Annotated in this window: 10 protein-coding genes; 9 read left to right on the top strand and 1 reads right to left on the bottom strand. The window is 52.8% G+C overall.

The features are described 5' to 3' along the window. Position 1 precedes the first annotated feature (1 nt). Together DS878_RS10385 and DS878_RS10380 are read left to right on the top strand one after the other, a co-directional pair. Positions 2-847: a taurine ABC transporter ATP-binding protein gene (locus DS878_RS10385; protein WP_113815891.1), complete on the top strand. Its 846-nt coding sequence runs from the start codon at positions 2-4 to the stop codon at positions 845-847. Continuing rightward, positions 847-1,788, top strand: coding sequence for an ABC transporter permease subunit (locus DS878_RS10380; protein ID WP_222837455.1), 942 nt, complete (start codon positions 847-849; stop codon positions 1,786-1,788). The genes DS878_RS10385 and DS878_RS10380 overlap by 1 nt, the downstream gene beginning before the upstream one ends. 52 nt (positions 1,789-1,840) lie before the next feature. Here DS878_RS10380 and DS878_RS10375 read toward each other — a convergent pair whose 3' ends face one another. Continuing rightward, on the bottom strand, positions 1,841-2,338 hold the full coding sequence (locus tag DS878_RS10375; RefSeq protein ID WP_113815890.1) for a winged helix-turn-helix transcriptional regulator: 498 nt from the start codon (positions 2,336-2,338) through the stop codon (positions 1,841-1,843). Between the two features lie 141 nt (positions 2,339-2,479). Between DS878_RS10375 and DS878_RS10370 the strand changes: the two genes are divergently transcribed. The 7 genes from DS878_RS10370 to DS878_RS10340 all read left to right on the top strand — a co-directional run bounded on the left by DS878_RS10370 (position 2,480) and on the right by DS878_RS10340 (position 12,922). Next, positions 2,480-3,736 (top strand): D-amino acid dehydrogenase, encoded by a 1,257-nt coding sequence (locus DS878_RS10370; protein WP_113815889.1) that lies wholly within the window; start codon positions 2,480-2,482, stop codon positions 3,734-3,736. Between the two features lie 9 nt (positions 3,737-3,745). Then, the gene (gene alr / locus DS878_RS10365; RefSeq protein WP_113815888.1) at positions 3,746-4,822 is read left to right on the top strand and encodes an alanine racemase; all 1,077 of its coding nucleotides are present in this window, start codon (positions 3,746-3,748) and stop codon (positions 4,820-4,822) included. A 153-nt stretch (positions 4,823-4,975) separates the two neighbouring features. Continuing rightward, positions 4,976-5,815: a tetratricopeptide repeat protein gene (locus DS878_RS10360; protein ID WP_113815887.1), complete on the top strand. Its 840-nt coding sequence runs from the start codon at positions 4,976-4,978 to the stop codon at positions 5,813-5,815. Continuing rightward, positions 5,805-8,246 carry an EAL domain-containing protein gene (locus DS878_RS10355; protein WP_261977758.1) on the top strand — a complete coding sequence of 814 codons (2,442 nt, stop codon included), beginning with the start codon at positions 5,805-5,807 and terminating at the stop codon, positions 8,244-8,246. The genes DS878_RS10360 and DS878_RS10355 overlap by 11 nt, the downstream gene beginning before the upstream one ends. A 120-nt stretch (positions 8,247-8,366) precedes the next feature. Further along, complete coding sequence (locus DS878_RS10350; RefSeq protein WP_113815886.1) at positions 8,367-8,819, top strand: substrate-binding domain-containing protein; 453 nt, start codon at positions 8,367-8,369, stop codon at positions 8,817-8,819. Then, the gene (locus tag DS878_RS10345) at positions 8,816-10,072 is read left to right on the top strand and encodes a hypothetical protein (protein WP_113815885.1); all 1,257 of its coding nucleotides are present in this window, start codon (positions 8,816-8,818) and stop codon (positions 10,070-10,072) included. Before DS878_RS10350 ends, DS878_RS10345 begins: the two co-directional genes overlap by 4 nt. A gap of 18 nt (positions 10,073-10,090) precedes the next feature. Further along, positions 10,091-12,922, top strand: a complete 2,832-nt coding sequence (locus DS878_RS10340) for an EAL domain-containing protein (RefSeq protein WP_113815884.1) — start codon at positions 10,091-10,093, stop codon at positions 12,920-12,922. The last annotated feature ends 40 nt before the right edge of the window (positions 12,923-12,962 follow it).

Here is a 12,962-nt window from a genome sequence, read left to right as displayed (position 1 = left end):
CATGAGCAAACTGCAGATTCATGATGTCTCAGTTGTCTATCCTGGCCTGAACGGCGGTGAGCAGGTGCGCGCGTTATCGGATATTAACTTCACCATAGATCCAGGTGAGTTCGTTGTTGCCCTGGGGGCTTCCGGTTGCGGAAAAACCACGCTGCTGAGCCTGATGGCCGGTTTTATCTCTCCAACCGAAGGCTTTCTGACCCTGGGTGACAGCCAGATCAGCGGTCTGCCACGAGTGGCTTGTGGCGTTGATTTACAGGATCAAATTGACGGGCCGGGCAAGGAGCGTGGCGTTGTGTTCCAGAAGCATGCCCTGCTGCCCTGGCTGAACGTGGTTGAAAACACCGAATTCGGTCTGAAACTTCAGGGTGTTGGCAAGAAAGAACGCAGGGAGCGTGCAGCACGCTTCCTGAAGCTTGTCGGCCTCGAAGATTTTCATCGCCACCCCGTCTATCAGCTTTCCGGCGGGATGCAACAACGGGTCGGGATCGCCCGCGCCCTGACCAACGATCCAAAAATGCTTTTGCTGGATGAGCCTCTGGGGGCTTTGGATGCGCTCACTCGTGAAGTGTTGCAGGAGCTGCTTCTGGATGTATGGAAAGAGACGCAAAAAATGATGTTTTTCATTACTCACAGCGTCGAAGAAGCCCTCTTTATGGCCTCTCGTCTGATCATCATGTCCCCCCGTCCAGGGCGTATTACCCATGAGTTCAGACTGGACTTTAACGAACGTTTTCTGGAGTGCCGGGATGCACGCAAGGTGAAGTCGATGCCTGAGTTTATCACCATGCGTGAAGAGGTTCTGAGCATCATCCACGGAGACGAAACGGTTGGAGGGTTGCACTGATGATAGCCACGAAAGCACTGACTCCAAAGGCAACCATGGGCGGGGGAAAAACGGCCGCTCCTGCCTTCAGCAAGGAAGTCCGGCCCCGCGACAAGAAATCCCCGACACTGCCGCAGCGGATCAGGAATCTGTTCTCGGCCGGGCCCGTTATGCCAGGAGAGTCCTATGGAGCTCCGGGGCGTGGCAAAAGCCTGGCTATCAGTGTCGTAACAGCAACTGTTTTGTTGCTGCTCTGGTACACAGTCACTGCAGCCGGCTGGATCAGTCCGCTGTTTCTGCCTTCACCCGTTGCTGTGGTAGAGCGGTTCTGGGAAATACTGACCGACGGTTTTGCCGGTGCCTCGTTACTGGAACACACAGGGTGGAGCATGTACCGGGTGTTCGGTGCCTTTGCCCTGGCAATGGTAACCGCCATTCCTATCGGTATTCTGATGGGCGTCAACCGGGTTGCCCGGGGCCTGTTTGACCCGATCATCGAGTTTTACCGGCCATTGCCGCCGCTGGCTTATTTGCCGCTGGTAATCATCTGGCTCGGAATCGGCGAGGTGTCAAAAATCGTGCTGATCTATATGGCAATCTTTGCGCCCATGGCGCTGAGTGCCCGGGCGGGTGTTCGTTCAGTGGCCATCGAACAGATTCATGCTGCCTACTCGATGGGTGCGTCACGATGGCAGGTGATCCGTTACATCATTCTGAAGAGCGCTCTACCGGAAATTCTTACCGGCATGCGTATTGGTGTTGGATTCGGGTGGACAACTCTGGTAGCTGCGGAAATGGTAGCCGCCCAGGCAGGCCTGGGATTCATGGTGCTGAATGCTGCTGAATTTCTCGTTACCGATGTGGTCATCATGGGGATAGTCGTCATCGGCATAATCGCCTATCTGTTTGACATGCTGATGCGTTATGCAGAGCGGAAGCTGGTGCCCTGGAAAGGCAAATAGCCGGAATCCGGGTTCACGTGGGGCACCACAAGGTGCCCCTTGTCAGTGGAAGTCAGGGCTGTATGGCGTTCTGATCCAGTGGTAATGACAGGCTTTCTTTCAGCTCTTCCATCACGATATAGCTCTTTGAATTCTTGACCCCGGGGAGAGTCAGCAGCATGTCTCCAAGTAAAGCACGATACTCGGAAATCCCCCTGATCCGTGCCTTGATCAGATAGTCGGAATCTCCGGACACCAGATGGCATTCCAGAATATAGGGCAGTGTTTCCACGGCTTCACTGAATTTCTTGAAGGAGTCCGGCGACTGGTACGAAAGGGAAATCTCCACGAATACCAGCATGTTGTACCCGAGTAGTTCGGGATTCAGTCGGGCGTGATAGCCCTCAATATAGCCTTCTTTTTCCAGTCGCCGTACCCGTTCAATGCAGGGTGTTGAGCTAAGGCCCACCTTGTCGGCGAGATCCACGTAGCTGATCCGTCCATCCTTTTGCAGGGTTCTGAGGATGCTGATGTCCAGTTTGTCGAGAGGGCGCTTTCTGTTGTCTGGCATGGTAAATGTTTCCACTGGATTGAATAGAATATTTAGGTTTTTACCCTGCAAAAATTAAAAAATCAAAGCTTTCCTCTGGCTATTTGATAATAGACTGGGGATATCAAATTAATTGCTACCACCGTCATTGAGGGGCTGTTTATGAAAGTTCTGGTATTGGGCAGCGGCGTTATCGGGGTGACTACCGCATGGTATCTGGCCAAGGCGGGCAATGAAGTTACCGTGGTTGACCGGCTGGACACTCCGGCCACTGAAACCAGTTATGCCAACGCCGGCATGCTGTCTTTCGACTACTCCACCCCCTGGGGCGCTCCGGGTGTGCCGGTGAAGGCCGTCAAGTGGATGATGCAGGACATTTCACCCCTCTATTTCAACGTCCGGGATTTCGATGCCAGAACCATTGGCTGGATGATGAAAATGCTGGCCCAGTGCACGCCCCAGGCATTCGATGTAAACAAGGAGCGTATGCTGCGGGTGGCCCGTTACAGCGCCGAATGTTTCCGGGAACTGAACAGCGAGCTGAGTCTGGATTATGACGTGCGCATGAAAGGCACCCTTGAGGTATTCCGCAGCCAGAAGGAGCTGGACGGTGCCGCCAGTGATGTGGCTATTCTGCAGCGCTGTAACGTGCCCCATGAGATGGTGGATGTGGAAACCTGCATCAGGCACGAGCCGGCCCTGGCTAATGTGAAGGAAAAAATCGTCGGCGGCCTGTATCTGCCCGGCGACGGTACCGGTGATTGCCACAAGTTCACCAAAGGCCTGGCGGAGGAGTGCAAGAAGCTGGGTGTGAGGTTTATGATGGAAACTGAAATCCAGGCCATCGAAACCAGCAAGGGCAAGGTCACCTCGCTGAAAACCACAGCCGGTGAGCTCAAGGCCGACAAGTATGTGGTGGCACTGGGCAGCTATGCGCCCCATCTGCTGGACAGAATCGGGATCAATCTGCCGATCTACCCGCTCAAGGGATACTCCCTGACCATGCCGATCCTTGATGAAAGCAAGGCGCCCGTTTCCACGGTTATGGACCAGAAATACAAGGTTGCCGTGACCCGTTTTGATGACCGTATCCGGGTTGGCGGTATTGCGGAAATCGCCAACTTCAACAAGGAACTGAATCCCAGGCGCCGGGGTGCCATTGAATTCTCTGTCAAGGACCTGTTCCCGGGAGCCGGAGATGTGGACGGTGCCGAGTTCTGGACCGGCCTGCGCCCCATGACACCGGACAGCGTGCCTATTCTGGGTGAAACCAGATACGACAATCTGATCCTCAACAGTGGCCACGGCACCCTGGGCTGGACCATGTCACTGGGTACCTCAAAATACATCGCCGACATGGTTAACGGCAGGAAACCGGACATCAGTCCGGACGGCCTGTCTGTTGCCAGATACCACTGAGGCTGAATCATGGCCAGAGCAGCAACCGTAACTATAGATCTGGATGCTATAGCCCATAACTACCGGGTCGCAAAATCCCAGGCGCCTGAGCAGAAAGCTCTTGCGGTGGTCAAAGCCAATGCCTATGGCCATGGTGCCATTGAGGTGGCGAAAAAACTGGAAGCTGAGGCAGACGGTTTTGCCGTTGCCTGTATTGAAGAGGCAGTGGAGCTTCGTGAAGGGGGCATTCTCAAGCCCATTGTCCTGCTGGAAGGCTTCTTCACCGTCGATGAGCTGGACTATATCTGCCGCCACAATATCTGGACGGCGGTGCACAATGAGTTTCAGTTGGAGGCCATTGCGGCATCGCATCTGGCGGTGCCGGTGAATGTCTGGCTCAAACTGGACACTGGAATGCATCGTCTGGGCTTCAGCCCGGAAGAATACAAGGCGGCATACTGGCGTCTTGAGGCCATGCACCAGGTTAACAGCGTTACCATGCTGAGCCACTTTACCTCTGCGGATGATATGGGTAGTCCGGTGACACAGCATCAGATGGAAATCTACGACAGCGTTAACCGGGAATGTCCGTCGGCCATGAGCTTTGCCAATTCGGCGGCTACCATGAAGCATTCCGGAGCTCACCACGACTGGCAGCGACCGGGCATCATTCTGTACGGGGCCTCGCCCTTTGCCGGTGAGCCGGATGTGCAGGCTCAGCTGAAACCAGCCATGACCCTGACCTCGGAAGTAATCGCAGTGCACAACCTGAACCCCGGTGATGCCATAGGTTACAACGGTACCTGGACCTGCGATGAGCCAACCCGCGTTGGTACCGTGGCCATGGGTTATGCAGATGGTTATCCCCGTCAGGCCAGAAACGGTACTCCGGTGCTGGTCAACGGCCAGCGCACCCGCATCATCGGCCGGGTATCCATGGATATGCTGACAGTGGATCTGACCGGTATCAATGCCGGCCGGGGTTCCTCTGTGGAGTTCTGGGGTGAAAACCTGCTGGCAAACGAAGTGGCACCCTGGTGCGACACCATCTCTTATACGCTGTTCACCGGCGTTACCCGTCGAGTGCATCGCAGGGTAAAAGGTTGAGTTTCAGCATAGTGATTGCTATCTCATCTGACAGGGTTTCATTAGGTTACAATGTCGTCAGGGACATAAGGGAAGAGGTGGATTAGAGTTCATCACATCTGGGCTGTTTTCCCAAGCAGTATTCGCAACCCTTGGAATTTTCTGGTGAACCTGATGTATCGATTGCCTGTCATTATGATGAGCGCGCTGCTGATTGCAGGCTGTGGTAATTTAAAGACCAGTGACGTTCTGAGTCGCACAGGTGAGGCGCTGAGTAAAATCGGACAAAAGGTTCCTGCTGCGGATCTTGATCAGGAAATCAAACCGCTTTTTGATCAGCCATATATTGATCCGCTAACTGAGTATCTCCATCGCTACGCAGGTGATCCCGCCCGGACAGCCCAGCTTGAAAAAGTCAGGGAGGAGCGTGAATCCCGCTGTGCTGCTATCGCCCGGCGTTATAACGCAGATGAAATTACCGAAACAGGTCTGGAATCCTATCGTCGGGGGTACAGCTTTTCCTGTCCGCAGGATGTAGCAGCCTATGAGGCGCGCCTTGAAGCCATGCCCAGGGCACAGGCACCAGAACCCTCCCGGCCGGCCGCCAGTGAATCCCTGAAGGGTGAAAGCGGGGGGCATGATGAAAACCTGGCCGTGTCCGGCCAGTTGAATGACTGCTACCTGCTCACCCGGATTCGCAACTTCAGCGGTGCTCTCGAAGCCTGTCGCGGTCTTGCTGAAAGTGGCGTTGCGGGGGCGCAGGCAAGCATGGCCCAGATTCAGAACGCTCTGGGGGATCATGAATCCGCCTATCGCTGGGCCCTTAAAGCCGCGCCTGAATCCGGACAGGCCGCATATCTGCTGGGCGAAATGTACGCTCAGGGAGCCGGTGTAGCACAGGACAAGAGCAAGGCTGCCAAGTGGTTCCTGACTTCTGCCGAACTCGGTCATGCCGGTGCTCAGGATGCTCTCGATAATCTGGTTTCATCCTCTGCGGGCGCGAATGCCAATTAAACGTAAGCTCTGGTCAGCCCTGTCCGGGTGGACACGGCCACATCTGGGTTTCTGGAGAAGCAGCTATGCCATGCACTCCATTATGGGGTTGCTCCTCCTGCTGGTTGCCCTTTTTGCTATTGGCATGATCCTGCTGTCCCATTTAAACCTGAGCTACTCCCAACGGGCGATGTATGAGTTGCGCCGGGAGCAGATCAGGGATGTTTTTTTCACCGGACTGGTTCGTATTGATGCCCACCAGGTGGCGCTGGAACGCGAGGTGGCAACCCTTGCAGCTATGGGTGAAACATTCTACCGCTTGTCGCGGGTACAGCCGGATTCGGCAGCAGCCCAGCATCAACTGCAGAACCAACTTGAAAAAACACTGAAAAGCCTTCTTGAAGGTGAGACAAGCGTCTCTGGCGCCGGTCTCTGGTTTGAACCAGGCATTGTTGCGCCATCCGCTGAACGCTATGCGCCCTATCTGGTCAACACCGGAACGGACGGCCCCAGAATACAGTCACGATCAACTGATTTCCGGCAAACACGCTGGTTTGATCTGACTCTGGGAAGAGGTGGCGCCAGTGAACCGGTATCAGGCGTGTCTGTCTACTGGTCACCCGTGTACTTTGACATGGCAACCGAGCGTGCAGTTCTCACGCTTGCTCAGCCGGTGATCAGTGCTGAGGGTAAGGTCATAGGCATAGCGACTATTGATTGGGCTTCGGATCAGGTTGTTGACCTGGTCAGTCGCATGGAAGTCACGCCAAACAGTTTTGCGTTTCTCAATGACCGCAACAACCGGAACCTGTCCAGCCTCAGTCAGAACGAAGATCCGGTTCAGGAGCAGAAGCTTATCGATGCGATTCTGGCAGCGAAGCTTTCCGGAAAAGCTCCGAAAATGCCGTCAGTGACGGGTGATAGCATTCCCACTGAAAAACGTATGCGTACCCGACAGCTTGATGTCGGGGGGCGGCTCTATGAGTTGTATTACGCCACAACACCTGCAGGTATGGTCTATGGCGCAGGGGTTCCGAAGGATGAGATCGACAGGGTATTGGTGCCTATGCGCGATACCAACTACCGGATACTGTTGATAACAGGGTCGGTTTTATTGGTGCTGAGCCTTTACCTGCTTTATCGGATCATACAGCTCATGCGTGAATTGCAGGCTTCCTACACGGATGTCCTGACCGGTCTGCCAAATCGTGTGCGTTTATTGAGAGATTTGAAAGACCGGCAGGACGCCTGCCTCATCCTGCTGAACCTGGACCGTTTCAAGGAAATTAATAGTCTGTTTGGCAACGAATGTGGTGATGCCGTGCTGCTGGCCATGCGCAAGTACGTACGTTCATTTTTGGGCACCCATTCCCATCCCTTTGGCCAGCCTCCTGAACTTTATCGGCTGTCCAGTGACGAATTTGCCCTTCTGGGGCCGGGTGTTGCTGAGTCCCGCGTGCGCACGTTTGCCAGTGAACTGACCAACTACCTGTGTGGCCAAAAGGTTGTCTGGCAGCAGCAGGCGTTAAGCCTGGATACCAGCGCAGGTATTGCCTTCCAGAGAGAACGAAAGGACGACGCCGCACCGGATCGCCTGCTGAACCACGCAACTATTGCTGTTTTGCAGGCTCGGGATCAGATGCGTCAGTACCTGTTTTATGACCAGAGCCAGGAAGTTGAAAAAGGCTACGAGAAAAATATCTATTGGGCGCAACGCCTGAAGAGGGCCATCGAAACTGATTCACTGACTCCTTACTTTCAACCGATTCACGATAATTCGAGGGGCTCATTTACCAAGTACGAGTGCCTGGTGCGAATGGAAGATCCCCAGCACGGCGCGATCGCAGCAGGGCAGTTTATTGAAGTGGCGAATAAACTCCGGCTTAACCGTCAGATCACCCGGATAATGGTGGAAAAGGCGTTTGCCGCATTTGCCACCGAGCCTTACGAGTTTTCCATTAACCTGTCCTATGTAGACATCACTGATCCGGAAACCCTTGCTCTGATCCTGGAACACCTGCAGGCGGGTAATGTTGGCGAACGGGTGATCTTCGAGATTCTCGAATCCGATAGTATCGGCAGTTACGGCGATGTTTTGCACTTTATCGATAAAGTGAAATCCTTTGGATGCCGGATCGCCATTGATGACTTCGGTACCGGATATTCCAATTTTTCCCATCTACGCAAGCTCAATGTGGATTTCATCAAGATAGACGGTAGCCTGATTCGCTACCTGGCGCAGGACCACACGGCGTTTCTGGTGACAAAAGGTATTGTGCAGTTTGCCCGGAGCCTGGGGATCAAGACCGTGGCGGAGTATGTACATAGCGAAGCGGTGCAGGAACGAGTTGTGGAGCTGGGTATTGATTTCTCCCAGGGAGAATACTTTGGCATGCCTGCGCCGAGGCTATTGAGCCGGAACAGTCATGTGGTTAAAAACCCAACAAATTGAAACATAAAAAATTAACTTTTGGTTATGAAATCGGCTAGTATTAGTCCCGCCGCAGTAAACGTAGTCGTGGTTGTTGTTTGATGTCGCCACCTCAGGTACATAGGGAAACGAACGGGTTATATGGATAGAGCTAACTGCGGTTACTTGAAAGCAGGGGGCAGAGTACTCGTGCTTGCCGCACTGTTTTTCTTTTCCCTGCCTCTCCTTTCGGCACCAAAAGTCATACTCAACGATGATGCGGAAATCACCAGGCTCGATTCTGCCTATCTGAGCCAGATTTTTGCGATGCAAATCCGTAAGTGGCCAAACGGACTCGCTATCCAGGTCTTTACTCTGCCAAGCGACAATGAGCTTCACCGGGAGTTCGTCGTTAACCGGCTGCACATTCAGGCTCACCAACTCGATCGCATATGGAACCGGATGCTTTTTACCGGAACGGGCAAGGCACCAGCTGTCGTCAAGTCTCAGGCTGAAATGGTTGAAATGATTCAAAGCACACCTGGTGCTATCGGATATACCTCCGCAGATTACCCCACTGGAAACATTGTGACCCTGGGAGATAAGGAACAATGAGAAAACTCTCCTCGACAGTCCTGGGTCTCACCGCCGCAATGATAATGGCGCCCGCAACTGCACTCGAACTGGGAAATTCGTCTGAACTCCATGGGTTCGTGAACCAGTCGTATCTGTACAGTCCGGACAATCCATACTCGGGAACAGAGTCCCTGGATGGCTCCTTCAAATTCCGTGAGCTCGGTCTTAACGGCTTTACCGAGATATCGCCGGAGTTTCGCCTGGCAGGGCAGGTCATCAGCCGGCAACGGGACGAGACCGACGACGGTAATGCACGGATTGATTTCCTGCTTGCCGATTACCTTTATTACAGTGATATGGACGTAACCGCCGGTGTTCGTCTCGGTCGTGTCAAAAATAATGTGGGCTTCTATAACGCCACCCGTGACATACCGTCCGCACGGCCTGGCTTTAACGTGCCTGATTCAATTTATTTTGATTCTTTCAGGGATAGCATTCTTTCTACTGATGGGATCAACCTCTATGGCTCCCTGTTGTTCCAGGACAATCAACTGAACTGGGAACTCTTCGCAGGGCGGAAGAGCGTAGAAAGTGAGCGTGTCGAGTACTACCTGTTCGGGGTCCCTGTAGGCGAGGGCGAGTTTGATGAAATCGCACTGCAAGGTCTGAATCTGAATTTCGTGCCTGCAGCCCATAGGGGTGTGAAGTTTGGTTTAAGTTTGCTGGACGCGAGCTTGGATCTGGACAACCCCATGAGCGTTACAGACGCGCAGATGGCTTTGTTTATTGCGGGTCCTGCAGATGTTGTCGCGAATCCACAAAACTACGTCACAGGGACGAGGATTGATATTCTGTTTGCCATTCTCTCCGCCCAGTACAGCTACGACGACTGGGTAATAACGGCAGAGTACATGAACCTGTTCACAGACCTCGAACTCCAGGTCGCAGGCGTGTCCCGCAACCAGAGCACGACCACCGAAGCCTATTATCTGCAGGTTGAATGGCTTCCGACGGTTTCTACTTCATGGTTTGCCCGTTACGAAGAACTCTATCTTGATAAAAGCAATCGTTCCGGAGGAGATATGATAGCTTCGGCCAGCAATCCCCACCGGGGGTATGGTAAAGGCTGGAGTCTGGGGGGTAAGTGGATGTTCTATCCGCGTTGGACAGTCACAGGTCAGGCCAGTTTCAATGAGGGCAGTGCCTGGCTGCCCAGCTACAAAGGTATGGAAAACGATAGCATAGACAAACACTGGAATTATTATGTCGTCTCGCTGACCTTTCAGTTTTAACGGCGCGGGCGCACAGCGATGTTTGTTAGTATCAAATGGAAGGCTGTCGTATTTCTCAGCCTGGTACTGGTTGTCATTATTGCAGCCTGGGTTGCCCAGCAAGTTTTCAAAACACTCGATCACTATGAAGATCGGGTAACAGATCTTCATCTGCAACAAGAGCGCGTAATTGATTGGCAGTTGGAGGAAAACGTACTCCGTCTGTCACAACTTGCCCAGCTGATCGCAGAGAGCCCGCGGATTCAGACGGCCGATAAGAATCATCAGCAGGAGGAGATGAACAGTTTTCTCCAGCGCGAGTGGTTCAGGCTCAATATTAATACCGGAGTGGATTACCTTGCGGTCTATTCGGCAGCGGGAAACCGATTGGGTATAGCAATGAATCCGGTGTTTTTCCAGGACCCGGGCGCCTTGATTCAGGCAACCGAGCAACTCGTGCAAGCGAGCGATCCAGGAATGCCCCAATCTTTTCTTTACTGCGGTTTTGGCTGCTCCCAGTTTGTTATTGAGCCGTTTGTTTTGGGCAATGGCGCAGAAGCTGTGATGGTGATTGGCCAGAACATTGCCGACGTAATCCAGCAGTTTCAGCAGATATCCTCCGACGAGCTGGCCATTCTTCTCGACGATCTGGATAGATACAGCAGCGATACGGAGAATGAGCGTTCGCTTGGCAACTGGAACAAACGGGTGTGGGCCGCAAGTAACTTCCCAAAGACCTTTGCCCAGCTCCAGGGAATTGAAGCAATAGTGCCATTCGACACTCTCAGTAGTGACCAGGCCTTTGAGTATGAATCCCGAAGGCTTCTTTTCAACAGGCTTGACCTGACCCGCTTCAAAACCATAGGTGCTGTCCCACACTTCGTAGCTATTATCGACGAAACCCCTGAATACAATAATCTGGTCAGTTCTGTAACAGCGAGCTTGTTGACGGGGGTGATGGCACTGGTCATTGCCGAAGCCCTTCTTGTCATGCTGATACTGAGTCCCCTGAGACGACTGATTGCAGTTGTTGAGGCACTTAATCTGTTACCAAAGCATGAGTATGAGAAAGCGCAGCAGAAGATACGGAGTCATCAGGGTTATATCAGTGACGAACTCACATTGCTTGAGAACAGTACGCGATTTGTCACTCAGGAGCTGGAAACCCTGCATATTGAAGTCAAAAAGAAAAATCATTCTCTCAAAGGTCAGATTGCCATCATTTCCCGGTCCCGTGCTTTCCTCGAGCGATTGATCGATAGTTCGCATCTGTTTATTGTCACCCACACTACAGACGGCACCATCCTCACCACTAACTCGAGCTTTGAGAAAGAATTCAGCCGGCCAATTACCAGATTCTCACAGATTTTCAATTCAGACGTCGCCTGTACGGACTACGACAACAAAATCAAACTCCTGCAAAATGGCAAGCGTGATGTCATTCAGCTGGACACGCAGTTTACCAATGGCCACGGCCACACAGTATACGCAGACTGGACGTGCTCCCTGGTTGAAGACGAAAACGGGCAGTCTGTTGTTCTCGCCACCGGTGTCGATCTGACTCAGCGTAAACGGGACGAACAAGCGCTGGAGTGGCTGGCAAATCACGATCCTTTAACCTGCATAGGAAACCGTCGGGCGTTTCAGCATAACTTGGCAAAAGTTCTCGAAACTGAAGAAAGAGGCGCCATCATCTTCATCGATGTTAATCGATTCAAACAGATCAATGACCTTTATGGCCATGCGGTCGGTGACAGTGTGCTTGTCCAGATTGCCAATTCCCTGACCGCGAGCGTACGAGCCAGCGACGTCATCAGCCGGCTTGCTGGTGACGAATTCACCGCTATCCTGCCGGGGATTACGCGGGCCCAGCTTCAGACCGTGCTCGCCAAACTTTCAACTCAGCTCAATGGCGAAATTGCTATCCCGGCAGAGAATCGCACAGCCGAGTATAGCGTCAGTATTGGAGCATCCCTGATTCCTGACCACGGCACCACCGAGCAGGAACTGGTGGTACATGCGGATATGGCGATGTACCGGGCCAAGAAAAAAGGCGTCAACCAATGGCAGATTTTTGATCCGGAAGACAGCAACCTGGAGGGGCTGCGCCGGGATCACGATCTGACGGCGTTGTTGAAATGTGCTTTGGCCGAAGATGACCTGTTTCAGCTGCATTTTCAGCCAATTCTGTTCCTCAGGGAAAACGAGATTACCCATTATGAGGTCCTGCTGAGACTGAACGACAACTCTGGCAATCCGGTTTTTCCCGGTGAATTTATTCCCACTGCAGAACGTATGGGGCTGATCCGGCTGATTGATGACTGGGTGCTCGAGCATGCTATCCAGCGGTTGGCCTCCGAAAATGCCAGGGGCTGCCCGGTTTGTTTTGCTGTTAACGTGTCTGCACCAACGCTGCAGTCTGCAGATTTGCCGGCGAGACTGGCTGAACTGATTAGTAAATATCGCATCTCACCCAGTCAGCTGATTCTGGAGTTGACAGAAACTGCCTATATTGAAAATTTCCAGATGGTTCTGTCGAATCTGGAAGAAATCGATGCCATGGGGGTCATGGTTGCTCTGGATGACTTTGGTGTTGGCTTCTCATCGTTCAGTTACCTCAAAAAGCTGCCTCTCAGCTATGTCAAACTCGATGGTTCATACATTCTGGACCTGGACAAGAATCCGGATAATCAGGTGTTTGTTGAAAGCCTGACCAATATGGTTAACGCTTTCGGTATGAAGACGATTGCCGAGTTCGTTGAAGACGAGGTAACGCTGATTAAGCTGAGGGAACTGGGCGTCGATTTTGCACAAGGCTACTACATTGGCAAACCATCACCGGAGTTAATGAACTCGCCAGTAAGCGATTGATAATACATAGTGGCAGTGGTGGTTGTCCCCTTCGATTATT

It is taken from the genome of Marinobacter sp. F3R11 (genome assembly GCF_003318275.1).
Taxonomy (GTDB): Bacteria; Pseudomonadota; Gammaproteobacteria; order Pseudomonadales; family Oleiphilaceae; genus Marinobacter.
Note: the sequence above shows the minus strand (reverse complement) of the source record. Positions and strands in the feature narration are given on the sequence as shown.

Excerpts from the sequence above, each read along its gene's own strand:
- DS878_RS10385 (WP_113815891.1), top strand. The coding sequence starts at position 2 with ATGAGCAAACTGCAGATTCATGATGTCTCAGTTGTCTATCCTGGCCTG.
- DS878_RS10380 (WP_222837455.1), top strand. The coding sequence starts at position 847 with ATGATAGCCACGAAAGCACTGACTCCAAAGGCAACCATGGGCGGGGGA.
- DS878_RS10375 (WP_113815890.1), bottom strand. The coding sequence starts at position 2,338 with ATGCCAGACAACAGAAAGCGCCCTCTCGACAAACTGGACATCAGCATC.
- DS878_RS10370 (WP_113815889.1), top strand. The coding sequence starts at position 2,480 with ATGAAAGTTCTGGTATTGGGCAGCGGCGTTATCGGGGTGACTACCGCA.
- alr (WP_113815888.1), top strand. The coding sequence starts at position 3,746 with ATGGCCAGAGCAGCAACCGTAACTATAGATCTGGATGCTATAGCCCAT.
- DS878_RS10360 (WP_113815887.1), top strand. The coding sequence starts at position 4,976 with ATGTATCGATTGCCTGTCATTATGATGAGCGCGCTGCTGATTGCAGGC.
- DS878_RS10355 (WP_261977758.1), top strand. The coding sequence starts at position 5,805 with ATGCCAATTAAACGTAAGCTCTGGTCAGCCCTGTCCGGGTGGACACGG.
- DS878_RS10350 (WP_113815886.1), top strand. The coding sequence starts at position 8,367 with ATGGATAGAGCTAACTGCGGTTACTTGAAAGCAGGGGGCAGAGTACTC.
- DS878_RS10345 (WP_113815885.1), top strand. The coding sequence starts at position 8,816 with ATGAGAAAACTCTCCTCGACAGTCCTGGGTCTCACCGCCGCAATGATA.
- DS878_RS10340 (WP_113815884.1), top strand. The coding sequence starts at position 10,091 with ATGTTTGTTAGTATCAAATGGAAGGCTGTCGTATTTCTCAGCCTGGTA.